The organism is Nocardioides sp. (assembly GCF_014360585.1).
GTDB lineage: Bacteria > Actinomycetota > Actinomycetes > Propionibacteriales > Nocardioidaceae > Nocardioides.
The window spans coordinates 1-22,454 of the sequence record NZ_JACIXG010000087.1 but is presented as its reverse complement, the minus strand read 5'-3'; the positions used below and the strand labels follow the sequence as shown (position 1 = coordinate 22,454).

The following is a 22,454-nucleotide window of genomic DNA, read 5'->3' as shown; positions in this document are numbered from 1 at the left end:
GCGACGAAACTAGAGTTTCGTCGCCCACAACTACAGTTTCGGCGCGCCGGTTCTACCGATTCGGCCCGCCGGTTCTACCGATTCAGCGGGGCGGGTCAGGACAGGCGGGAGACCGCGGCGTCGATGCGCTCGTCGGTGGCGGTGAAGGCGATCCGGACGTGGGAGCGGCCGGCGCGGCCGTAGAAGGCACCGGGGGCAGCGAGGATGCCGCGCTCGGCGAGCCAGTCGACGGTCGCCCAGCAGTCCTCGTCACGGCTGGACCACAGGTAGAGGGAGGCCTCGGAGTGGTCGATGCGGAAGCCGGCCGACTCCAGCGCCGCCTTGAGCTTGGTGCGCCGGGCGGCGTAGCGGGCGTGCTGCTCCTTGGCGTGCTGATCGTCGGCGAGCGCCGTGATCATGGCGACCTGCTGGGGGCCGGGCATCTGCAGGCCGAGGTTCTTGCGGACCGCGAGGACCTCACCGAGGACAGCGGCGTCTCCGGCGACGAAGGCGCAGCGGTAGCCCGCGAGGTTGGACCTCTTGGAGAGCGAGTGGACGGCGAGGATGCCGTCGTAGGTGCCACCGCAGACGTCGGGGTGGAGCACCGAGACCGGCTCGGCCTCCCAGGCGCACTCGATGTAGCACTCGTCCGAGATCAGCAGCGTGCCGCGCTCGCGCGCCCACTCGACCGTCTTGCGCAGGTGCTCCACCGGGAGCACCCGCCCGCTCGGGTTGGACGGGGAGTTGATCCACAGGATCTTCGGCGCCCTCGGCCCCAGGGCGACCAGCGAGTCGGTGGCGACGGTGTCGGCACCGACGAGAGCCGCGGAGACCTCGTAGGTCGGGTAGGCCAGCTCCGGGTAGGCGACGAGGTCGCCCTGTCCGACGCCGAGGTGCAGCGGCAGCGATCCGATCAGCTCCTTGGAGCCGATCACCGGCAGCACGTTGTCCAGCCCGAGGCCGTCGACCCCGTGGTTGCGCGCGAGCCAGTCGATCGCGGCCTGACGCACCGCGGGCGTACCGATCGTCGTCGGGTAGCCCGGGGAGTCAGCGGCCCCGCGCAGAGCGTTCTGCACGACCTGCGGGGTCGAGTCCACCGGGGTCCCGACAGAGAGGTCGACAAGGCCCCCGGCGTGCGCGGACGCCTTCTCCTTGAACGAGGCGAGCTTGTCCCAGGGGAAGTCAGGCAGCCGTTGCGAGACCGGGACCGAGGCCGCGTACGGGGTCGGCATCAGTCCTGGTTCTGCGGGGGCAGCGCAGCGACGAACGGGTGGTCCTTGTCGATCTCACCCATGCGAGCGGCGCCACCGGGCGAGCCGAGGTCGTCGAAGAACTTGACGTTGGCGTCGTAGTACTCCTTCCACTCCTCGGGGGTGTCGTCCTCGTAGAAGATCGCCTCGGGCGGGCACACCGGCTCGCAGGCGCCGCAGTCGACACACTCGTCGGGGTGGATGTAGAGCATCCGCTTGCCCTCGTAGATGCAGTCCACCGGACATTCGTCGACGCAAGCCTTGTCCTTCACGTCAACACAGGGCTGGGCGATGACGTACGTCATTCGGGGCTCCTCCAAGCGGTTTCACGAAAGTCAGAGGGGCGCGACTGGCCCTTCCGAGGACAGCCTAGTATCCCCACGTGCCTGCTCATCTCCTGGGACCACATGTCGTCGGCAAGCGGATCGTCGTCCGCCGCCTCGTTCCCGGCCAGACCGGGCCCACCGGCGGCCCTGCCTTCACCGACATCCTCGGCGTCTGTACGTCCTGGGCCGACGGCATCGCGGTCATCGAGCGCGAGTCCGGGGAGCAGGTGAGGGTGCCCGTCGCCGAGATCGTCTCCGGCAAGCCGGTGCCTCCGCGGCCGAACGTACGCCTGCGGATCCGCGTACGCGAGGCCGAACTGCTCAGCGCCGCGATCTTCCCCGGCACCACCTCCGAGGCCCTGGGCGAGTGGGTGCTCTTCGACCACGAGGTCTCGGTCCGTCGGCGACCCAACTCGGCGCTGGCCATCGGCGACCCCGGCATCGGGCTGGATGAAGCGATCGACCGGGTCGAGAGCTACTACCGCACCCGCCACAAGCGCCCGCGCGCCAAGATCGAGGTCGGCTCCACTGCCGAAGAGGCTCTGGTCGCGCGCGGCTGGGTCGAGGACGTGACCGTCGAGTTCCAGCTCGCCGGGCTCGCCGCCACCCGCCGCCTCCTGCCGCCGCCGGTCGAGGACGCCAGCGTCGAGATCACCGGCGCCGGCGGCCACCAGGTGCTGATCACCCTCGGCGACACCGCCCGGATCATGGGCACGATGGAACGCGACTGGCTGGCCATCCACGACCTCGAGGTCGCCGAGCCGCACCGCCGCCAGGGTCTCGCCACGAAGGCCCTCGCCACTCTGCTCGAGTGGGGCGCCGAGCGCGGTGCCCGCGCCGCCTGGCTGCACGTGGAGACCAACAACGCCCCCGGCCTCGCGCTCTACGAGGGCCTCGGCTTCACCGAGCACCACCGCTGCCGCTACTACTCCTCGCCGACTCCGTAGCGGAGCCGTCCGGGTCCGCTCATCCGAAGTTCCCCAGGTGCTCACCTGCGCCTGATGGGGTGGTCGAAACACCCCCACCTAAGGAGCACCGATGAATCCGGGCATCACCAGGCGAGGCATCCTCTCTTCCGCGGGCGCGCTGGGCGCGGCCGCCGCAGTCGGTTCGACGTTGGGCGGCACTCTGCCTGCGGCAGCTGCGGCGGCGTACGAGAAGGGTTCGGACAAGCCGCTGATCGGCAAGGCCAGGACGCCCGACCTCCACGTGATGAGCTTCAACATCCGCTACGACCGCGAAGGCACGCAGCCCGGCCAGCCGGACTACTGGCCCGAGCGCAAGCCGCTGGTCACCGCGTTCGTCGAGCTAGAGAAGCCCACGATCCTCGGCGTTCAGGAGGCCGAGTTCAGCCAGCTCGGGTCGCTCGAGGCAGGCCTCGGGCCGAAGTACCGGATGCTCGGCTTCGGGCGCGACGGCGGTGCCGGCGGCGAGTACTCCTCGATCTTCTACGACGCCTCCCGGCTCGAGGCGCTGTGGTGGGACCAGTTCTGGCTCTCCGACACCCCCGACGTGATCGCCTCGGCGACCTGGGGCAACTCGGTGACCCGGATCGTCACCTGGGTGCGGTTCCTGGATCTGGCGACCGGCACCGAGTTCCTGCACGTCAACTCCCACTTCGACCACCAGTCCGAGAACGCCCGGGTCCGGAGCGCGGAGGTCGTCCGCTCCCTCATCGCCGACACCGGGCTCCCCGCCGTGTTCACCGCAGACGCCAACGCCAACGCAGAGGCCTCAGATCCCTATACGACCCTGGTGAACGACGGCGGGCTCGTCGACACCTGGCTCGCGGGCACCCAGCTGACTCCGCAGGTCGGCACCTTCCCCAACTACGGCACCCCGAACCCGGCCGGAACCCGCATCGACTGGGTCCTCGCGACGCCCGACGTAACCGTGAAGTCGGCCGCGATCAACACCTGGACCAAGGACGGCCGCTGGCCCAGCGACCACACCCCCGTCCAGGCGCTCGTCCGCCTACCCTGACAGCAGGTCCCACAGGTTCCCGAAGGGGTCACGAAAGACCTGAAGGGTGCCGTAGGACTCCTCGCGCACCGGTCCCACGAGCTCGATCCCGGCGGCGACCAGCTTCTGGTACGCCGCCGGGAAGTCGTCCACCCGCAGGAAGAACGTGACCCGGCCGCCGGTCTGGTCGCCGACCCTCGCGGTCTGCGCCGGGCCGTCGGCCCGGGCGAGCAGGAACCCGGTGCCGCCACCCGGCGGACGCACGACCACCCACCGTTTCGGGCGCCCGTCGTTCGTCGTCGCGGGCACGTCCTCGGTGACCTCGAAACCGAGCACATCGCGGAAGAACTCCACCGCCTCGTCGTAGTCGGGCACGACGAAAGTCACCAGATCAAGATGCATCCTGTCCTCCTCAGCGGGTCGCGGCCATGGGTTGACCAACCCGGTTGACCAACCTACCGTGGACTCATGGATGCAGCGCATGTCGTGAAGGTTCAGGAAGCGAAGACACACCTGTCGAGCCTGCTGACCGAGGTCGAGGCGGGCGGCGAGGTCGTCATCGCCCGGGGCGACCGCGCCATCGCCCGCCTGGTGCCGATCGAGCGGCCGACGAGGCGGATCCTCGGTGGGCTGCGCGTGAGCGTCCCCGACGAGTTCTTCGGCCCGCTCCCCGACGACGAGATCGCCGCCTGGGAGGGCTCGCTCGATGAAGACCTTTGAGCGAGTCCTCCTCGACACCCATGCCTACATCTGGCTGGTGAGCGAGCCGGACCGGCTCAGCACCCCGGCATACGAGGCCGTCATCGACATCGACACCGAGGTGTTCGTCTCGGCGGCGAGCCTCTGGGAGATCTCGACCAAGACTCGGCTCGGAAAGCTCCCCGGCGGCGGCACCCTGGCCGCCACCTTCGAGGACCGCATGCGTCTTCATGTCCTGGAGCGGTTGCCGATCGACTTCAACCACTCACGCCTCGCCGGAGAGCTCGACTGGGACCACCGCGACCCCTTCGACCGCATGCTCGCCGCACAGAGCATGCTCGAGAACCTTCCCCTGGTGACGAAGGACAGCAGGCTGCAGGCGTACGCCTCCATCCACACCGTCTGGTGACCGCGTAGCCGAGGTCAGCAGGTCCTCAGGTCAGGAGATGCGGGGCCCTCGTGGGTCAGCGCGTCGAGGGTGAACGCGATGGCGGAGGCGCTCATCGGGATGAGCAGGTGCTCGGAGAGGTCGAGCGCGCAGGCGTCCTGGATGCGTACGTTGGTGGTGTTCGGACCCGCGGCAAGGAAGCCGGAGGTGTAGGGCACGACCACCTCGTCGGTGGCGGTGACGATCTGGGTGTAGGAGATGTCGCCGGGGGTCTCGTCGCCTGCGTTCAGGTCGGCGAGGAACTGCGAGCCGGTGGCCTGCTGGGAGCAGGAGATGCAGAGACCGGTCGTTCCGGTGGCGGCGCCGGTGACGCCCTCGGACCTCATGATCGAGGTGCCGTGGTTGGACGGCGCCAGGCCGACGAGGTCCTCGACGTACGCGGCGCCACCGAGGTTCTTGATGTAGTAGCGCGGCATCATCCCGCCCTGCGAGTGGCCGACGAGGGACACCTTCTCGGCGTCGGTGACCTCGCGGACGCGCTCGATGAACTCACCGAGGTGGGCGGCCGAGTCCCGGATGTCGCCGGTGGCCCGGTTGCCGTAGTCGAGGGAGTAGACGCAGAACCCGGCCCGCTTCATGGCCAGCGAGATCGGGTCCAGCAGCGAACGACGGTCGCCGAAGGTGCCGTGCACCAGGATCACCGGCGTCGGGCGCTGGACGGACGGCGCGCACGCCCAGTCGTTGGCGCCGACGGGATCACCGAGAGGCGAGCCCGGCAGTGGGAGCCCGGTCCGACTCGTCCCCTCAGCGGCGGATGCGGAGACCGGGACGAGAACGAGTGCGACGGCAGCGAAGAGGCTCAGCAGGAACGGGCGCATGACAATGTCAACGAACCGATGTGACTCACGTCACGAGAGATACTCGTTGGCGGCCCGCCCGCAGCCACATCTACGATCGTGAGCGGCACCGCCGAGGAGTGACGACCCTCAGCCCGCGGCAAGGCGGCGCCCGCGCGTACGGCGGATCGACGAGAGGCTGATGACACATCAGCGAAGGTGTGGTGGCACCGCGACCTAGCCCCCGCCCACACCTCCAGGGCCTCGCCACCTGGAGGAAATGATGAAACCGATAGACCGTACGCTCGCCGGCCACCTGCCCGCCGTCACGCCGGGCGAGACCGTCCGACTCTGCGGGCACGTGCACCGACGCCGCGAACTCGCCGCCGTCACCTTTCTCGTGCTGCGTGACCGCACCGGCTTGGCGCAGGTGGTGATCAGGCCCGTCGACGGGCAGGAGGTTCCTCCCGAGGAAACTCCCGTCGAGGTGGTCGGCATCGCCACCAGCAGCTCGCAGGCGCCGGGAGGGGTCGAGATCACCTCGCCTGTGGTCACGGCACTCTCCGACCCCGCACACACCCCGCCGGTCGAGCTGTGGCGACCAGAGCTCGCGGCCGGGTTGCCGACGCTGCTCGACCACGCGCCGGTGACCTGGCGTCATCCTGCGGTCCGGGCCCGCTGGGAGATCGCTGCCGCATCCTTGCGTGGCTTCCGGGCGACGCTGGACTCCGCGGGGTTCACCGAGGTCCACTCCCCCAAGATCGTGGAGTCGGCGACCGAGTCCGGAGCGAACGTCTTCGAGATCGACTACTTCGGCCGGCCTGCCTATCTCGCCCAGTCACCACAGTTCTACAAGCAGCAGCTGGTCGGCATCTTCGAGCGGGTCTACGAGGTCGGACCGGTCTTCCGCGCCGAGCCGCACGACACGGTGCGACACCTCGCTGAGTACGTCAGCCTCGACGTCGAGCTCGGCTTCGTCCGCGACCACCGCGACGTGCTCGCGGTGCTCCGCGAGGTCGTCGCCGGCATGCGTGCCGGGATCGAGACCCATGCCGCAGGCGCGGTCGAACGGCTCGGGCTCGACCTGCCGGTCGTGCCCGAGGAGGTCCCGGTCATCCACTTCGCCGAGGCGCTGAAGCTGGTCGGGGCGCCAGAGGACGAACCCGACCTCGCTCCTGAGCACGAGCGCGCGCTCGGGGCATGGGCCCGGCAGACGTACGCCTCCGACTTCCTGGCCGTGGAGGGCTACCCGATGCGGAAGCGGCCGTTCTACACCCACCCCTGGTCTCGACAGGCTCGACCACCAGGGGACGGGAGCAACAGCTTCGACCTGCTCTTCCGCGGCCTGGAGCTGGTCACCGGCGGGCAGCGCCTGCACCGGCTCACCGACTACGAGGAGGCGATCCGGGCGCGCGGCGAGGAGCCGGCGGCGTACGCCTCGTACCTGCAGGCCTTCGCCCACGGGATGCCACCGCACGGCGGCTTCGCGCTGGGGCTGGAGCGCTGGGTGGCGCGGCTCGTCGGGGTCACCAACATCCGCGAGGTCACGCTGTTCCCGCGAGACCTGCACCGTCTGACGCCCTGACCCGCTGGTCGAGCCGCCGGAGCGCTAGCGGAGGCGTGTCGAGACCAACACAATCCGGACGTGACTGTGTGGTCTCGACACGCTCGCTGGCGCTCGCGGCTCGACCAGCGGGACCCGTCAGCTGGGGTCGGCCGGGGGCTTCTTCTCGGACTCGTCGGTGCACTCGACCTCGTCCTGCGGGTTGTAGACGGTCTTGAAGGTCTCGGTGTCGACCTTCGAACCCGTGCCGGGCTTGTAGAAGTCGCGCCAGACGTTGATCGAGAAGCCCTTGGCACCGACGGTGTTCTCGCAGTTGCCGTCGGTGATCTTCTGCTTGCCCGGGGACTTGAAGTCGTAGCGCTCACCGGTGCGGGCCTTGATGTCCCAGATCTTGGTGGACCACATCTCGACGGTCACCGAGCCCTGGCTGTTGCCGCCGGCGGGGTTGACCCAGGAGCGGATCAGCACGCCGTACTTGGTGTTGTTCTTGAACTTCAAGTCCAGCGAGGGCCAGGCGACGGTCGCCTCGCGACCGATCGGGTAGCGGTCGATGTAGAGCGAGTGGGCCTTGTGCTCGACGTCCTGGAGCCCCGCGAAGAACATCGCGTTGAACGTGGTCGTCGCCATCTGCGAGACCCCGCCGCCGTAGTCCTCTCGGAAGATCCCGTTCTGGATCATCCAGCCCTTGGTGAAGCCGTTGGCAGCCGTACGCTCCCCGACGATGCCGTTCATCGAGAAGGTGTCGCCCGGCGCGAGCACGGTGCCGTTGACCAGCTGGGCGGCGCGGCCGATGTTGACGTTGCGGTATTCGGCGTAGGGGAAGTTCGTGGTGAAGGAGGAGATCTTCTCCTTGATGCCCCAGGCCTTGGCCTCTTCGGTGGTGACCTTCGGCTTGGCGACCTTCGACTTCACCTCGACGGTGCGCTCACCGTCGGGTGCGGTGACGACGTCGAGGAAGACGGCCTCCAGGTCCTTCTGGTTGAACGTGACGCCGGGCTTGGCGGGCACGACCTTCGGGGTGCCGTTGACCATCTCGACCGTCGCGTCGACCGGCTTCGCGGCGTCGTCCGCGAGGGCCTTCTTCAGCACCTTCTTCAGCTTGCTGGGCGCGACCGAAGCCTGCAGCTCGCCGTTCTTCGGGTCGAAGCGGATCGCGTCGCCGAACTCCTTCGGGGACAGCTGCACCGGGGTCTTCTCGAACTTCAGCGTGATCGGGCCGGAGACCGCCGGGTTCGCGACCTTGTCGACGGCCTCCTTGACGTCGGTCTCGTCGACGTCCGGGGTCAGCTCCTCGAGGGCGACATCAGCCTTGCGGTCGCCCTCGACGAGCAGCTGACCGGCGAGCGCGCTCTGGAGCGCCTCGTCGCTGACTCCCTCACCGGCGACCGGCTGGGTGGTCTTGACCTTCCCCCGCTTGATGACGACGTCGCCGTCCTTGAAGGGGGTCCCGGCGCGCTTGTTCACCTTGGCCGCGACCTTGGCGATCAGCTTGTCGTCGGCCTTGATGACGGGCTCGATCTCGCCGCCGCCGGTGAAGTGCTTCCACAGCTTGACGGGGTTCCAGCTGCGCGAGGCGTCGGCCTTCGCGATCGTCGCCTCGGCATCGAAGCTCAGACCCGCCTCGGCCGGGTTGACCTCGGTCTTGCTCGCACCCGCGGCCACGTCGATCGGCTGGCTGTGGGCCGCAGCGAACTTCTGGTCCAGCAACGGCGTCGCCTCGGCGGCCTCCATTCCGCCGACGTCCACGCCGGCCACCGTGGTGCCGTCGGGGATCTTCTCCCCGGCCACGGCATACGCCGCTGCCCAGCCGGCGAAGGCCAGAATGGCGACGCCACCGGCGACGGCGACGGCGACCTTGGCCCCGGTGCCGAGCGGCTTGCTCTCGGCCGCGACCGGCTGCGCGTAGTCAGGCTGGGCATAGTCGGGCTGGGCAAAATCGGGCTGCGCGTAGCCGGGCTGCGCATCGCCGGGCTGCGCGTAGGGCTGGTAGGCGGAGTGGTCGCCGGCATCCTGCGCGGGGTCGTGCACCACGAACGGGCCGACGCCGACGACGGTCTCCTCGAGCGGCTCGTCGAAGTCCGAGCGCTCGTCGGCCGGACGGTAGAACGCCATCTCGGTCTCCGCGTCGTCGGCCAGGTCGGGCGCAGCGGCAACCACGTCCGGCTCAGGAGCGAACTCGCGGTTCTTCGAGACGAACAGGTAGTTGTCGTCCTCCGGCACCGGCGCACGCTTCGGCAGCCCCGAGCGCAGCATCGTGCTGCGCAGCAGGGTCTCCTCGGCGGGATCCTCGTCGGAGTCATCGGGCGAGTCTGCCTCGGCGGAGACGAGCCTGGTCGCGCCGTCGGGCTCCGCGCTTCGCGCGGTTACTCCCTCGCTCGGCGCGAGCGGACGAGCAAGCTCGCCGCCCGACCTCGCTCCGGTCGTCTCGTCGTCGGGCACGTTGGAGACCGGCTTGGCGCCAGCGGACTCGGCAACGCGAGCGTCGATCTCGATCTGCGGGATCATGATCGTCTCGACGGCGGCATCGTCCGCGCCAGCTTGGCTGGCGTTGGACCCGGCCGCGTCAGTTTGCTTCGCAGGCTCGGGGGCCTTGGAGGCCTCACGCTCAGTGGACATGCGGCAGAGCCTAGGACCTATACCCCCCTAGGCCGAACCCGTAGCCCATCTTGGGACCTTCGTCACTTGCCGGGGTGGGCACGATCCACCGGCGAAGTGGCACTCAACACAGTCGCCGTCGCCACCACGATCATCAGCACGGCCCAGAAGATCATCAGGTATCCCGCGAGGTCGCCCGCGACGGCGTAGCCGCCCGCCGGCCGAGGTGTCGCGGCCAGCGCGACCACGATCCCCCAGGCCGCGGCGTACGCCACCCGCGCGACTCCGCGCGGGAGTGCGAGCAGCGTCGCCGAGGACGCGGCCACAGCGAGCAGCAGGCCCCACCACCACGGGTGGACGGCGACCGCGGCGACCCCGACGAGGAGGCCGGTCAGGAGACCGGCCGCACAGCGAGCCACCCCGCCGAGCGGTCTCACAACCCGGCGAAGAGATCGGTCAGGCCGGTGCCCTCGAGGTGCCCCTTGGCGATCCGGAAGTGCTCCTGGGACCACGCCGTCGTACCGAGACTGTTGGTCATCGCGAACATGCCCTGCTCCATGTCCATCTGGGTCGGGTAGGCGCGCATCGCGGCGACCTTCTGGTCGGCGTACGTGGTGCCGTCGATCGCGGCGGCGATGTCGACGTCGGGTGTGGCCATCGGCAGCGGGCCCTCGGGGTCCATCCCGCCGAGTGCGTCCGCGTCGCCGGCGTCCCGGGCAGCACGCAGACCCTCACGGATCCAGCTCTCCGCGATCGCGGTCCAGAAGACCCGGTCGATCTCGTGGGCCTCGCCGAGCTCCTTCTTGTAGGTCGGGACGGCGGCGAGGTGGGCAGCGTACGTCGCGACCCGGTGCGCCTGGATGTGGTCCGGGTGGCCATAGTTGCCGAACTCGTCGTAGGTGACCAGCACCTGCGGACGCACCTCGCGGATGATCGTGACGAGGTGGTCGGCGGCCTCGTTGAGGTCGGCGTACCAGAAGGCGTTCTCCCTGGCGTCGGGGTCCGGCAGCGCGTGGGTGCGGTCCGCGCTCCAGGTCATCCCGGAGTCGCGGTAGTTGCCGAATCCACCCAGCCAGCGGTGGTCCACCTCGCTGCCGTCGGGCGCCTTCAGCGCCGCCATCGCGTCCTCGATCTCGCCGCGTCGGTGCGCGCCGAGACCGTCCTCCTGATCGGCGGCCAGGTGAGCCAGCCCGGGCACGAGGATCTCGCCCATCTCTCCCGCCGTGCAGGTCACCAGGGTGACGCGGGCGCCCTCGGCGAGGTACTTCGCCATCGTCGCCCCCGTCGCGATCGTCTCGTCGTCGGGGTGGGCATGAACGAGCAGGAGGCTCTTCTGTGAAGTCACGTGCTCGATCTTAGAAGTCGCCCAAGTCAGGGCGCTTGATTCTTTTTGGATTGTCGGGGAGGTCGACCGGTTCGGGGGCGATCGAGTCGTCCGGCGGGCCCTCGGGGATGTCGAGCCAACCGTCGTACTCGTCCACCAGCAGCTCCAGGACCAGCTCGGGGGCATCGGTCTCCACCGACCACGGGTGGTCCTCGTCGTCGTCCTCGCCCTGGTAGCGCTCGCGGTCGACCCGCGCCGTCCAGCCCTCGCGCTCGAGCGTCGCCGCAGCCGACCGGGCGTCCTCCTCATCGAAGAAGATGCCGCGCAGGGTCGCCGACTCGGGCTGACCGAGCACGTGGCGGAGCGAGCCGAGGAACGGGCGGTCGGGCTCGAGCCAGTCGACCGAGTCGAGGTCCTCGGCCGCCAGCCAGAGGATCTGGTCGTGCTCGCGCGGTCTCGGCTCACCGGCCACGACCCGGGCGGTCGCGGCGATCAGGCGGGCCCCGGTGGTCGAGCCTGTCGAGACCCCGATGACCGACTCCCCCTGCAACCAGTCGAGCACCTCGATCAGGCAACCGAGCTCCTCGCCGATCTCTCGGACGAGGGCCGCCTCGGGCGTCTCCCCCTCCTCCACCTTGCCGCCAGGAAGCTCCCAGCGTCCGGCGGCCTCGGGCGGGGACGTACGCCTCGCGGCCAGCACCTGCTTGCCGTCGGCGCTGAGGATCGCCGCGGCCACTACGGTCTTGGGGCTGTTCACATGTGAGATTCTTCCCTAGTCACCCGGAAAGCATGGTCTCTTGGGTACGCTCCAACGCCGTGCCCCGCCCTCTGCTGCTCTTCGCCTGCCCGCTCCTACCCGGGGGCCGACCATGAGCGACCAGCAGTGGCCACCGCGCCGTCCGGGCGAGCCGCGCCCGCCCTACCGAGGTCAGCAGCCCTACCCGGGCCCACGGGAGCCCCACCCACCACAGGCACAGCCAGGGCGGCCGCGACAGCCGTACCCAGGCCAGCAACCGCATCCCGGCCAGCAGCGGCCCCACCCGGGCGGGCAGCGCTACCCCGAGCAGCGGCCCTACCCACCGGAGCAGCGGCCCTACGGCCAGGAGCCTTATCCGGAGCAGCCTTACCCGGAGCAGCACTATCCCGAGCAGCCCTATCCCGAGCAGCCCTATCCCGAGCAGCCCTATCCCGAGCAGCCCTATCCCGAGCAGCCCTACCCGGGGCAGCCTTACCCAGGGCAGCAGCCCCCGGCGTACCCCCCGGGCGACGGTCCTGGCCGCTTCGGCCCCGAGCCGCCGAAGAAGCGGCGCTGGCCGAAGGCCCTCGTCGGCCTGCTGGTGCTCGCGTTGGTCGGAGTCGGCGGCTACGGGGCGTACGACTTCTACGAGCAGATGCAGAAGTGGGAGCAGACCACGACCGACGACATGAACGGCGTCGGCAGCGACCTGTCGGTGGCCATCGCGTCGCTGCGCAGCGTCGGCTGGGAGGTCACCGCCGCAGACATCGAGACCTGGTTGGAGCAGCCGGGTGCCTACGGCGACGGTCTGAGCCTGCGTACGCTGCAGGCCGACCCGGCCACCAACGCCTTCACCGTCGCGGGCTATCGGACCTGGCAGGACACCTACGCCAAGCGCGACCACACCACCGTCGTGTGCGCGGACATCACCCTCGGGGCGGGGACCAAGAAGCCGCTCAACGAGACCATCACCCCCTGCCCCGACGACGTCCCGGAGACAACCCCGGGCCCGGCACCGAACCCTGGCGAGACCGGGACGGACGCGAACGGGGTCACCGGCCACCTCGCCGAGCTGGCCGTGCAGGCCTCCGAACAGCGCGCCGCCGGCGCCTCCGCGGGCAAGCTCATCGAGGTCGCTGCACCGACGAAGCCGGTGGGCGACGTACGCGCCGACTCGACCGCGCTCGTGTGCTCACCGGGCACCCGGGACCTGGGTGAGGGTGAGGGTTATGACCAGGGCAAGCTGATCCCGGTCCGACTCTGCGCGGTCGAGGGGCTACCCAACACGGGCACGGAGAGCACCAAGGGCGACAGCTACTACATCGACGGCTCCGAGGGCCTGACCGTCGTCAACGCGCGCATCTCCGGGGCCGCGGCGGCGCTGGTCGACAAGGCCGAGAAGCAGGGCATCGACCTGGTCGCGAGCAGCTCGTTCCGGACGATGAAGAAGCAGAAGGCGCTGTGCAAGGAGGACGCCACCGGCGGCTGCCCGACCGGCGACTACACGCTGACCGCACAGCCAGGCCACTCGTCCCACCAGCTCGGCGTCGCCATCGACTTCGAGGAGCCCAGCGTGACCGGCGGCAAGACCTGCGCGACGCGGGCCTCCGAGCCGAGCAGCGAGGTGTGGTCGTTCCTCAACAGGACGGCGCTGGCCTTCGGGCTGAAGCAGTACTCGGTCGAGGCCTGGCACTGGGACGCCTACGGCGGGAAGGACCGCTGCGCGCCGATGTGACCGGCCAAAGTGACCGGCCGAGGTGACCGTCAGGCGCGCGGCAGGCGGGCCAGCTGCCGCGCCTGTGCGACCAGCGTGCCGGCGGAGTCCCACACCTCGCAGTCCTCCTCGAACATGCCGCCCGAGAGGTTGCGTGAGTAGTGGGTGACCTTGAGCCAGCCGGGCGCCGGCTTGTGGCGGATGTGGCAGGTGAGCTCGAGGGTCGGCGCCCAGCCCGGAAGCTCCAGACCGAACGTCACCGGCGGGAGCGCGTCGAGCACCTGCAGCAGCGAGAGCGGGTCGGGCTCGCGGTCGTGGTGCCGGAGCCAGCCGGTGAAGACGGCCTCGCCGCTCGGCTTCGCACCGCCCCAGAGGAACTGCTCCTTTGGCACGCAGAGCTCGTAGCGGTCCAGCATCGGCACGAACTCCTTCACCTGCTCGGGCGCCGTCGTCGAGGAGAGGCACTCCTCGAGCGGCGGCAGCTCCGGCTCGGTCGCGGTGACCCGCTCGAAGCCGCTGCTCTTCGCATGGAGGCCATCGAGGTCTGCGTACGTCGCCGTGGTGGTGATCCGCAGCTCCTCGCCCTGCCACAGCTCGGCGGTCGCGATGGCCAGCGAACCCTTGTCGCGCTTGGTCTCGATCCGGACCTCCGCCGGTCCCGGGGTGCTCGCACCCGCGTAGAAGGCGCTCAGCACGATCGGGTCCGGATGGCGCGGCAGGTGGGCCCGCAGCGCGTTGCCGATGACCGCGAGCAGGTAGCCGCCGTTGACGCCGCCGCCGACCACCCAGCCGGGGGCGAGCTCGGCTGCGTACGTCGTCTCGTCGATCCTGCGGATCTCGATGTCCCGGTCGAACTCGGAAACCTGCGCGCTCTCAGCCATGGGGAGAAATCTAGATCGGGACTCGATGTGGTGGACGATGGGGGCATGGGCGAGCCAGAGCCGAAACCAGAGTCGAAACCAGAGTCGGATGCGAAAGACCCCCGTCACCCGCGCTGGGTCTACGGCCACGGCGACGAGCCGGATCCTCGGTTCACGCTGGCCAACGAGCGTACGTTCCTGGCCTGGGCGCGCACAGTGCTCGGCCTGATGGCCGGTGCGGTCGCGCTGCACTCGTTCCAGGTGCCCACCGTCGACTGGGCCCGCGACGGGTTGATCGCCGTGCTGGTGATCACCGCTGTCCTGTGCACGATCCTCGCGATGACCCGTTGGGCACGCGTCGAGCGTGCGATGCGGGAGCGCCGCCCGCTTCCCGCCTTCACCGCGGGGTTCGTGCTGGCCGGGGCGCTGCTGCTGGTCGGCGTGCTGCTGGGCGTCTCGTTCGTGCTCTGACCCACCTGCCTGCTCCGCCGGGCCCGTCGATGGCGCGCACGTCACGCTCGGCAGGGCAGACTTCGCCCTATGACCCAGCTCAAGCCGGTCCCACACGGGCTGCTGCAGGCCTTCAGGGCGTACGAGAGCGCGCTGATGTCGGATGACGTCGCCGCTCTGGACGCGCTCTTCGCCGACTCACCGACCACGCTGCGCGGCGACGCGGCCGGGCTGCTCGTCGGACACGAGCAGATCTCCGCCTTCCGCGCGGCGCGGGGCGGCGCGCCGAAGCGGCGCATCGTGCAGACCCACGTCCAGGTGATCGACGAGGACCACGCCCTCATCGTCGCCGTCACGGAGCTCGACCGTGGTGGGCGCGGGCTGCAGACCCAACTGTGGGCGCGGGACCCGGTGCGGATCGAGTACGCCGGCTGGCAGGTCACCGCGGCTCACGTCTCGGCGCCCGAGCCGGCCTTCGACAGCCGGATCTGGCGCATCGTCGGGGACCCGCTGATCTCCTCGCACACCGCTGACGGGGCGCTCTCGGGCGAGTCAGTGGCGGTCAAGGACCTCTACGCGGTCGCCGGCTTCGCGGTCGGCGCCGGAAGTCCGGCGTGGCTAGAGCAGGCTCCGGTGGCCGACTCGCACTCCGCCGTCGTCGCCTCCCTGCTCGATGCAGGAGCCTCGGTCCGCGGCATCACGCGCACCGAGGAGTTCGCCTACTCGCTGTCGGGGCTCAACGCCCACTACGGGGCACCGCCGAACCCGAAGGCTCCCGGCCGGATCCCCGGGGGCTCCTCGTCGGGGTCGGCGACCGCGGTCGCGCTCGGCCAGGCCTCGATCGGGCTTGGGACCGACACCGGCGGCTCGATCCGGGTGCCGGCCGCCTACCAGGGCCTCTACGGCATCCGTACGACCCACGGGGCCGTCTCGCGCGAGGGGCTGCACCCGCTCGCCAAGGCCTTCGACACCGTCGGGTGGATGACGCGCTCCGCGTTCCTGCTTCAGGCTGTGGGAGACGTACTGCTGCCGGAGTCGCAGGCGGCCTCCGTGGACGAGACCCATCTGGTGCCGTCATTGGTCGGGCTCGCCGACGACGACGTCGCCACCGCTGTGCGCGACGCGCTGCCCGACGCCAAGCCGCTGGCCTGGGCGCCGTCGCTGGACGAGTGGCGCCAGGCCTTCGTCACCGGGCAGGCCTACCAGGCCTGGCAGGCCCACGGAGCCTGGCTCGAGACCCGGCTGGACACGCTCGGCGAGGCGGTCCGCGGGCGGTTCGAGATGGCTCGGGCCGTGACCCGGGAGCAGGCCGCGGAAGCGCGCGCCGTGCTCGCGCAGGCCCGGGCGGAGATCCTCGACGTCGTAGGCGACCGCGTCCTCGCCTTCCCGAGCGCCTCCTCGGTGGCACCGACCGCGGCCGAGGCAGCCGAGGTCCGCGACGACACCTTGCGGCTCACCTGCATCGCCGGGATCGCCGGCCTTCCGGCCGTCTCGATCCCGGTCCGCACTCCGACCGGTCTCCCCGCCGGTCTCTGCCTGGTCGCCGCCCCCGGTCGCGACCGCGACCTGCTCGCCGTCGCTGCCGACTTCTGACCCCTGACAGGCTCGGCCTACTTCCGGTACGCCTTCAGCTCGGGGCGCTCCGCGTAGATCTCGTCGATGATCGAGGTGTCGAACAGGTCCTCGGCCGAGACCTCCCAGCCGGCGGCGGCGAGCGAGTCGACGGTCTGCTGCTGGAGCTCCTCGGAGACGGTGAAGAGGCCGTTCTTCTCGGTCTCCGGCGTCGAGATCAGCTTCTGCGACTCCTCCAGGCCACGCGTGGTCCTGGCGGGGTCGACCTCGCCGAAGCTGGCCTCGAGACCGTCGGAGTCTCCGGCAGCCTCCTCGTAATGGGTGGTGACGACCTCGACAACATCCTCGGTGGGGTTCTTGAAGGTCTCGGCCCAGCCCTTGATCTCAGCGGTCAGCAGCGCCTCGAGGAGGTCGCGGTTCTCGGTGAGGTACTGGTCGGTGACGGTGTAGGTCTCGGCGACGTACGGGACGCCGTTGTCGGCGAAGGGCAGGTCGGTGGTCTCATGACCGGCGAGCTCCAGGGCGATCGACTGGTTGGTCAGATCGGCCAGAAAGCCGTCGACCTGACCCGCCGTCAGCGGCGTCGGGTCGAGCTCGACCGGCACCACGGTGATGCTGTCCTTCTCCTCCTCGAGCCCGTTGGCGGTGAGCATCGCCTTGAAGACAGCGACGTCGGACTCCTGGACGCCGATCTTCTTGCCTGCGAGCTGGGCCGGTGTGGCGATGTCGCCGCGGTCGCGGAGGGAGAGGATCGTGAGCGGGTTCTTCTGGAAGGTCGCGCCGATGATCTTCACCGGCGCCTCCTGCTCGGCGATCGCGGCGCCGACCGCGACGGCGTCGGTGATGGCGACCTGGACCTTCCCGGAGAGCAGCTTGGCGACACCGTCGTCGGGGCCCGAGATGCCCTTGACCTCGTCGAACCCGGCTTCCTCGTAGTAGCCCTTGTCCTCGGCGTAGTACTCCCCGGCGAACGTCTCGTCCTTGATCCAGGAGTACTGCATCGAGATCGTGCCGAACCCCTTCTCGCTGTTGGTCGGTTCCGGATCGGAGCCACAGCCGGCCAGCGCGGTGGCCGCGACGACGGACAGGAGGGCCGCGGCGGCCCGGCGGACGGAGGTGGACATCGGAACGGTTCCCTTCGAGGAGGTTCGAGTGCTGGTCGGTCAGGTCGTACGGCGCAGCAGCGGCGGATGCAGGTGCTCGGCGGAGCCCCGTCGGAAGAGCTGGGCCGGGCGACCCCCGTCACGGGTCGTCGTGCTGCCCGTCGGCTCGAGGAAGGCCTCCGTCTTGGTGACCTTGCGGTGGAAGTTGCGAGGGTCCAGGCGCTCACCCCAGACGATCTCGTAGACCCGGCGCAGCTCGGCGACCGTGAACTCCACGGCACAGAAGGCCGCACCCAGGGGCGAGTACTCGAGCTTGGAGCGGGCGCGCTCGACGCCGTCGCGGAGGATCGCGGCATGGTCGAAGGCGAGACCGTCGGCCACGCCGTCGTCGGCCAGCAGCGAGTCGACCCGACACCACTGCGCGTCGGTCGCGTCCGATCCCGCCGCTGGCACCGGAAGGTCCGGTGCCAGCGCGAGGTAGGCGACCGTCACGACCCGCGCCCGCGGGTCCCGACCCGGAGCCCCGTACGTCGCCAGCTGCTCGACGTGCACGCTCCCCAGGCGCATGCCGGTCTCCTCGGCGAGCTCGCGCGCTGCCGCCTCCTCGAGACCCTCGTCATCGCGGACGAACCCGCCAGGGAGCGCCCAGGCGCCTCGATAGGGCTCGATCCCGCGGCGTACGACCAGGGCGCAGAGCGCCTCGTCACGGACGGTGAGCACAACGAGATCGACGCTCACCGCGAACTTGGGGCACTCCACGTGGCAGACCCTAGATGATCGAGCGACGCACTCGAGTCATCCCTCGGCGATCGCCCCCGCGGCCACTGCGAGATCCGCCACACCGGCGGCGAGCTCGTCGGGCCGATCGGTGGCCATGTCCAGGTGGAAGCCGAACAGCGACGAGTCGACGAGCGTGACGATCCGGCCGGCACGCTCAGGGGGTGCGCCACAGCCGGTGATGTAGTCGCGGAGCGCGGCGTACCACAGCTCGTTGGTCTCGCGGACGACCGAGCGGTAGGGCTCCATCCCGATCAACCCGGTCGCGGCCGCCTGCAGGTAGATCTGCAGGCAGCTGTGCAGCGGCTCGGAGCGGTAGGCCCGCCACAGCGCCTCCACCCCGGCGCGTACGCCGTCGGCCGGCTCCAGCGCGGCGACCGCGGCCACGGACAGCTCGTTGGTGCGCGCCACCACTGCGGCGATCAGCTCGTCGCGGCCGCCGAAGTGGTAGATCAGCATCCGGTCGCTGGTGCCGATCGCGGCCGCCAGCGGACGCAGGGTCAGCCCGATCAGCCCGTGCTCGAGCACGTGCTCGACGACCTGCCCGAGGAGCTCCTCCTTGCGATCCATGGAAAGCATTATGCCGACCATGTAGCGACTGCTACATTTCTCAGTGATGTAGCAGTCGCTACATGCGCCTGAGGAGGACCCGTACATGTACGCAGCCACACTGCTCGTCGTCGCGATCGCGATCGAGGTCGCCAGCACCGCGCTGCTCCCCCGCACCGAAGGTTTTCGCAATCTTGGCTGGTCGGCCGCCGTCCTGGCCGGCTACGGCACCTCGATCTGGCTGCTGTCTATCGTCGTGGAGCGGATGCCGGTCTCGGTGGCGTACGCCATCTGGTCAGGCCTCGGCACAGCCCTCGTCGCGGGCATCGGCGTGATGTTCCTCGGGGAGCACCTCACCGCCGCCAAAGCAGGCTTCCTGGCGATGATCGTCGTCGGCGTCGTGGGACTGAACCTCTCCGGCGCTCACTGATCAGACCGCTGCGGCCGCGGCCCTCCCCGCCGTACGTCCTGAGAACAGGCAACCGCCGAGGAAGGTCCCCTCGAGGGCGTTGTAGCCCATCATCCCGCCTCCGCCGAAGCCGGCGACCTCGCCGGCCGCGTAGAGCCCCGGCAGCGGGGTGCCGGCCGAGGTCAGGCAGCGGCCGGACAGGTCCGTCTCTAGCCCGCCGAGGGTCTTGCGGGAGAGGATGTGCAGCTTGACCGCGATCAGCGGACCGGCCTCGGGGTCGAGGATCCGGTGCGGCTTGGCGGTGCGCTGCAGCTTGTCGCCGCGGTAGTGGCGGGCGGCGTACAGCGCGGTGACCTGGGCGTCCTTGGTGAAGTTGTTGGCGATCTCGCGGTCGCGGGCCTCGATGATCCGGCGCAGGTCGCTCTCGTTGATCTGCGGGCCGGACGGGTCCTTCTCGGCGAGGCCGTTCATGCCGTGGACGAGCGCGGTGAGGTTCTCGGCGACCACGAAGTCCTCACCGTGGTCCATGAAGCTCTTCACCGGGCCGGGGCCCTTGCGCGCGCGCTCGGCGAGCAGCTTGAAGTCCTTGCCGGTCAGATCGGGGTTCTGCTCAGAGCCCGAGAGCGCGAACTCCTTCTTGATGATCTTCTCGGTCAGCACGAACCAGGAGTAGTCGTAGCCGGTCTGGCGCAGGTGCTTGAGGGTGCCGAGGGTGTCGAAGCCCGGGAAGAACGGCGCCGGCAGCCGCTTGCCGGTCGCGTCCAGCCACAGCGCCGAGGGGCCGGGGAGGATCCGGATGCCGTGGTTGGCCCAGATCGAGTCCCAGTTGCGGATGCCCTCGACGTAGTGCCACATCCGGTCGTCGTTGATGATCCTGGCGCCGCTCGCTCCGGTGATGGCGAGCATCCGGCCGTCCACGTGCGCCGGGACGCCGGAGACCATCGACTTCGGCGGGGTGCCGAGCCTTGCCGGCCAGTGCTTGCGGACGAGGTCATGGTCGCCGCCGATGCCGCCGGAGGTGACGATGACGGCCTGGCCGCCGAGCTCGAAGTCCTCGATCTCGGTGCGCGAGGAGGCCTGCCCACGCTCGATGTCGCTGGGCTTGAGCACCTTACCGCGTACCCCGACCACCGCCCCGTCCTCGATCACCAGGTGGTCGACACGGTGCCGGAAGGCGAAGGTGATCCGGCCGGTGTCCGCGTGGGCACGCACCCGCCGCTCGAAGGGGTCGACGACGCCCGGCCCCGTCCCCCAGGTGATGTGGAAGCGAGGCACGGAGTTGCCGTGGCCGTCGGCGCGGCCGTCGCCACGTTCGGCCCAGCCGACGACCGGGAAGAACCGGTGGCCCATCTCGCGCAGCCAGGATCGCTTCTCCCCGGCCGCGAAGTCGAGGTACGCCTCGGCCCAACGCCGGGGCCACAGGTCCTCGTCGCGGTCGAACTGAGCCGATCCCATCCAGTCCTGGAGCGCCAGCTCGGGTGAGTCCTTGATCCCCATCCGGCGCTGCTCGGGGCTGTCGACGAGGAAGAGCCCGCCGAGGCTCCAGAAGGCCTGGCCGCCGAGGGACTGCTCCGGCTCCTGGTCGACCAGCAGAACACTCTTTCCTGCATCGGCGGCCTCAGCCGCTGCCGCCAGGCCGGCGAGGCCGGCTCCCACCACGATCACGTCGGCGTGCTTGGTCATGTCGGCAGATCCTGCCACCTTCCATACCGGCGGGTACATAGAACCTGTCGCCCGACCGTTCCGTCTGGTGGACAGTTGTCGGACTCGCACCCCGAAGCCGCCGCCGAACGCCTTCCGAGCGGATAGATTTTTTGTTCGTGATCGACCCCAAGATGACCGCGAAGAGGCAGCAGAAGTGGGTCCAGCGCGGCATCGACCGCACCGAGTCCTGGCTGAGCCGTAGTGGCAGCAGCCTCGGCCCGCTGATCCCGCACATCGCCACCGCGGGAGTGCTCATCGGGGACGAGGACCACGGCTGGATCCCGCAGGGTCTGGCGTACTCGCCCGACGCCGAGCTCCTGCTGCAGGGCTACTACGGCGACAAGCTCGGCTCTGCGCTCGCGCTGATCGACAAGCCGTCGGGCGAGCTCATCAGCGCGGTCTATCTGGGCGGCCCGAAGGGCAGCGTCAGCGGCCCCGTCAACGCCGGCGGCGTCGCGGTGATCGGCGACGAGGTCTTCGTGTGCCGCGAGGGCAACCCGCCCCGTCTCTACCGCTACTCACTCGCGCAGATCATCCACGCCGACCCGCTCTCGACCGTCTCGACCGTCTCCCCGCTGGTCGCGCTCGCCGCCGGCTCCTACCTCGCGGCCACGAAGGATCTGCTCTACGTGGGGTCGCACGCCAACAACCGCATCTACAAGTACATCCGCAAGGACGACAGCTGGCAGATCAAGACCCCGATCGGCGTACGCACCCCTGTCGGCACACAGGGTGTCGTGGTCCGCGAGGAGGAGTACGTCTTCAGCGTCTCCCGCGGCCCGGCCAAACGCAGTCAGCTGATCGTGCAGGACCGGGTCACGATTCGTCCCCGTGCGGTGCAGTGGCTGCCCAACCTGGCCGAAGGCATCGCCGAGGTCGGCGACGAGTTCTTCGTGACCTATCAGTCCGGTGCCAGGCCCTACTCCCGCGGCTCATCCAAAGGTCAGGCCTGGCCCTCCGCACACATGACCCGCACGCCCCTGGCCAAGCTCGGCCTGGAGCCGCGGAAGTCGGCAGACTCCCCCTGATCGAGCCTTGTGATCGAGCCTTGTGATCGAGCCTTCCGATCAGGCCGGCCAGTCGGTGATGTCGGCGAACTCCTCGCCGTGCCGCTTCACCCACTTCGCGACGTACGGGCAATGCGGAATGATCCGCTTCCCCTTCGCCCTGACATCGGCCAGCGCGAAAGCCACCAGCTTCGAGGCCAGCCCCTGCCCGCTGTAGGCCTCACCCACCTCGGTGTGCACGAAGTCCACGTGCGTGTCGTCCGGCAGCCGGTAGGCCGCCAGCCCCGCGACGGTCTGACCGTCGCGGATCTCGTAACGATGCTCGGCCGGGTTGTCTACGTACTCGATCTCGCTCACGCGCCTATTCTCCCCTTGTCGGCGAACTGAGGGGCGCTTCGGTGCTGGTCGTCTTCGTTGGGCTGGGGCCGCCGACCCTGTATTGGATGGTGTTCTCGCCGGATCCCGGAGTCAAGGACGGCCTTCGGCCGCCGGCTTCGCCGGTCGCCTGCGGCGGTTCTTGACACCGTGATCCGGCGAGAAATTTGGCTGGCTATCGGGTCGGCGGCGGGGTATGGCGCAGCGAGATTGGGTTGGGTACGGGCTTGGGACCGGGGTTGGCCGGTCCTCCCAGGAGGAGGGCCTGCCGGGCG

General features: G+C 69.8%; 24 protein-coding genes. 10 read left to right on the top strand and 14 right to left on the bottom strand.

Annotated elements, in window-relative coordinates:
* Nucleotides 1-95: 95 nt before the first annotated feature.
* The gene (dapC, locus tag H5T77_RS21630) at nucleotides 96-1,211 is read right to left on the bottom strand and encodes a succinyldiaminopimelate transaminase (protein WP_292652679.1); all 1,116 of its coding nucleotides are present in this window, start codon (nucleotides 1,209-1,211) and stop codon (nucleotides 96-98) included.
* Nucleotides 1,211-1,534, bottom strand: coding sequence for a ferredoxin (gene fdxA, locus H5T77_RS21625; RefSeq protein WP_008358813.1), 324 nt, complete (start codon nucleotides 1,532-1,534; stop codon nucleotides 1,211-1,213). The genes dapC and fdxA overlap by 1 nt, the downstream gene beginning before the upstream one ends.
* 77 nt (nucleotides 1,535-1,611) lie before the next feature.
* On the opposite strand from fdxA, the gene H5T77_RS21620 reads away from it, so the two are divergent.
* Nucleotides 1,612-2,502: a GNAT family N-acetyltransferase gene (locus tag H5T77_RS21620; RefSeq protein ID WP_292652678.1), complete on the top strand. Its 891-nt coding sequence runs from the start codon at nucleotides 1,612-1,614 to the stop codon at nucleotides 2,500-2,502.
* Between the two features lie 91 nt (nucleotides 2,503-2,593).
* A complete protein-coding gene (locus H5T77_RS21615) occupies nucleotides 2,594-3,538 on the top strand; it encodes an endonuclease/exonuclease/phosphatase family protein (protein WP_292652677.1) in 945 nt (314 codons plus the stop codon).
* On the opposite strand, the gene H5T77_RS21610 is transcribed toward H5T77_RS21615, so the two are convergent.
* Nucleotides 3,530-3,919, bottom strand: a complete 390-nt coding sequence (locus H5T77_RS21610; protein WP_292652676.1) for a VOC family protein — start codon at nucleotides 3,917-3,919, stop codon at nucleotides 3,530-3,532. The two genes, H5T77_RS21615 and H5T77_RS21610, sit on opposite strands and share 9 nt — an antisense overlap.
* 66 nt (nucleotides 3,920-3,985) lie before the next feature.
* Between H5T77_RS21610 and H5T77_RS21605 the strand changes: the two genes are divergently transcribed.
* Together H5T77_RS21605 and H5T77_RS21600 are read left to right on the top strand one after the other, a co-directional pair.
* Complete coding sequence (locus H5T77_RS21605) at nucleotides 3,986-4,237, top strand: type II toxin-antitoxin system Phd/YefM family antitoxin (RefSeq protein ID WP_292652675.1); 252 nt, start codon at nucleotides 3,986-3,988, stop codon at nucleotides 4,235-4,237.
* The gene (locus tag H5T77_RS21600; RefSeq protein WP_292652674.1) at nucleotides 4,224-4,625 is read left to right on the top strand and encodes a type II toxin-antitoxin system VapC family toxin; all 402 of its coding nucleotides are present in this window, start codon (nucleotides 4,224-4,226) and stop codon (nucleotides 4,623-4,625) included. The genes H5T77_RS21605 and H5T77_RS21600 overlap by 14 nt, the downstream gene beginning before the upstream one ends.
* 14 nt (nucleotides 4,626-4,639) lie before the next feature.
* Here H5T77_RS21600 and H5T77_RS21595 read toward each other — a convergent pair whose 3' ends face one another.
* Nucleotides 4,640-5,482 carry an esterase/lipase family protein gene (locus H5T77_RS21595; RefSeq protein ID WP_292652673.1) on the bottom strand — a complete coding sequence of 281 codons (843 nt, stop codon included), beginning with the start codon at nucleotides 5,480-5,482 and terminating at the stop codon, nucleotides 4,640-4,642.
* Nucleotides 5,483-5,723: 241 nt separating this feature from the next.
* Between H5T77_RS21595 and aspS the strand changes: the two genes are divergently transcribed.
* Nucleotides 5,724-7,025, top strand: coding sequence for an aspartate--tRNA(Asn) ligase (aspS, locus tag H5T77_RS21590; RefSeq protein ID WP_292652672.1), 1,302 nt, complete (start codon nucleotides 5,724-5,726; stop codon nucleotides 7,023-7,025).
* A 117-nt stretch (nucleotides 7,026-7,142) separates the two neighbouring features.
* Here the strand turns inward: aspS and H5T77_RS21585 are convergent, their stop codons facing one another.
* The 4 genes from H5T77_RS21585 to H5T77_RS21570 all read right to left on the bottom strand — a co-directional run bounded on the left by H5T77_RS21585 (nucleotide 7,143) and on the right by H5T77_RS21570 (nucleotide 11,680).
* Nucleotides 7,143-9,620, bottom strand: coding sequence for a VanW family protein (locus H5T77_RS21585; protein ID WP_292652671.1), 2,478 nt, complete (start codon nucleotides 9,618-9,620; stop codon nucleotides 7,143-7,145).
* A 62-nt stretch (nucleotides 9,621-9,682) separates the two neighbouring features.
* The gene (locus tag H5T77_RS21580; RefSeq protein WP_292652670.1) at nucleotides 9,683-10,036 is read right to left on the bottom strand and encodes a hypothetical protein; all 354 of its coding nucleotides are present in this window, start codon (nucleotides 10,034-10,036) and stop codon (nucleotides 9,683-9,685) included.
* Entirely contained in the window at nucleotides 10,033-10,944 is a 912-nt protein-coding gene (mshB, locus tag H5T77_RS21575) for an N-acetyl-1-D-myo-inositol-2-amino-2-deoxy-alpha-D-glucopyranoside deacetylase (protein ID WP_292652669.1), read from the bottom strand. Before mshB ends, H5T77_RS21580 begins: the two co-directional genes overlap by 4 nt.
* A 10-nt stretch (nucleotides 10,945-10,954) precedes the next feature.
* Nucleotides 10,955-11,680 carry a (deoxy)nucleoside triphosphate pyrophosphohydrolase gene (locus H5T77_RS21570; RefSeq protein WP_292652668.1) on the bottom strand — a complete coding sequence of 242 codons (726 nt, stop codon included), beginning with the start codon at nucleotides 11,678-11,680 and terminating at the stop codon, nucleotides 10,955-10,957.
* 112 nt (nucleotides 11,681-11,792) lie between these two features.
* Between H5T77_RS21570 and H5T77_RS21565 the strand changes: the two genes are divergently transcribed.
* Nucleotides 11,793-13,394 (top strand): M15 family metallopeptidase, encoded by a 1,602-nt coding sequence (locus tag H5T77_RS21565; RefSeq protein WP_292652667.1) that lies wholly within the window; start codon nucleotides 11,793-11,795, stop codon nucleotides 13,392-13,394.
* Between the two features lie 29 nt (nucleotides 13,395-13,423).
* Here the strand turns inward: H5T77_RS21565 and H5T77_RS21560 are convergent, their stop codons facing one another.
* Nucleotides 13,424-14,254: a thioesterase family protein gene (locus tag H5T77_RS21560; protein WP_292652666.1), complete on the bottom strand. Its 831-nt coding sequence runs from the start codon at nucleotides 14,252-14,254 to the stop codon at nucleotides 13,424-13,426.
* Nucleotides 14,255-14,299: 45 nt separating this feature from the next.
* Here H5T77_RS21560 and H5T77_RS21555 point away from each other — a divergent pair, with 45 nt between their 5' ends.
* Together H5T77_RS21555 and H5T77_RS21550 are read left to right on the top strand one after the other, a co-directional pair.
* Nucleotides 14,300-14,704, top strand: a complete 405-nt coding sequence (locus tag H5T77_RS21555) for a YidH family protein (protein ID WP_292652665.1) — start codon at nucleotides 14,300-14,302, stop codon at nucleotides 14,702-14,704.
* Between the two features lie 69 nt (nucleotides 14,705-14,773).
* The gene (locus H5T77_RS21550) at nucleotides 14,774-16,276 is read left to right on the top strand and encodes an AtzH-like domain-containing protein (RefSeq protein ID WP_292652664.1); all 1,503 of its coding nucleotides are present in this window, start codon (nucleotides 14,774-14,776) and stop codon (nucleotides 16,274-16,276) included.
* A 17-nt stretch (nucleotides 16,277-16,293) separates the two neighbouring features.
* Here H5T77_RS21550 and H5T77_RS21545 read toward each other — a convergent pair whose 3' ends face one another.
* From H5T77_RS21545 to H5T77_RS21535, 3 genes are read right to left on the bottom strand one after another with little or no spacing between them, the layout of a single operon-like run.
* A complete protein-coding gene (locus H5T77_RS21545; protein WP_292652663.1) occupies nucleotides 16,294-17,379 on the bottom strand; it encodes an ABC transporter substrate-binding protein in 1,086 nt (361 codons plus the stop codon).
* A gap of 39 nt (nucleotides 17,380-17,418) precedes the next feature.
* The gene (locus H5T77_RS21540) at nucleotides 17,419-18,117 is read right to left on the bottom strand and encodes an NUDIX hydrolase (RefSeq protein ID WP_292652662.1); all 699 of its coding nucleotides are present in this window, start codon (nucleotides 18,115-18,117) and stop codon (nucleotides 17,419-17,421) included.
* 36 nt (nucleotides 18,118-18,153) lie between these two features.
* Complete coding sequence (locus H5T77_RS21535) at nucleotides 18,154-18,705, bottom strand: TetR family transcriptional regulator (RefSeq protein WP_292652661.1); 552 nt, start codon at nucleotides 18,703-18,705, stop codon at nucleotides 18,154-18,156.
* Nucleotides 18,706-18,790: 85 nt separating this feature from the next.
* Here H5T77_RS21535 and H5T77_RS21530 point away from each other — a divergent pair, with 85 nt between their 5' ends.
* Nucleotides 18,791-19,114, top strand: coding sequence for a DMT family transporter (locus H5T77_RS21530; protein ID WP_179656689.1), 324 nt, complete (start codon nucleotides 18,791-18,793; stop codon nucleotides 19,112-19,114).
* Here H5T77_RS21530 and H5T77_RS21525 read toward each other — a convergent pair whose 3' ends face one another.
* A complete protein-coding gene (locus tag H5T77_RS21525; RefSeq protein WP_366816661.1) occupies nucleotides 19,115-20,776 on the bottom strand; it encodes an FAD-binding dehydrogenase in 1,662 nt (553 codons plus the stop codon). It lies immediately after the preceding gene.
* A gap of 137 nt (nucleotides 20,777-20,913) precedes the next feature.
* On the opposite strand from H5T77_RS21525, the gene H5T77_RS21520 reads away from it, so the two are divergent.
* Nucleotides 20,914-21,825, top strand: a complete 912-nt coding sequence (locus tag H5T77_RS21520; protein WP_292652659.1) for a hypothetical protein — start codon at nucleotides 20,914-20,916, stop codon at nucleotides 21,823-21,825.
* A gap of 39 nt (nucleotides 21,826-21,864) precedes the next feature.
* Here H5T77_RS21520 and H5T77_RS21515 read toward each other — a convergent pair whose 3' ends face one another.
* Entirely contained in the window at nucleotides 21,865-22,161 is a 297-nt protein-coding gene (locus tag H5T77_RS21515) for a GNAT family N-acetyltransferase (protein ID WP_292652658.1), read from the bottom strand.
* Between the last annotated feature and the right edge of the window lie 293 nt (nucleotides 22,162-22,454).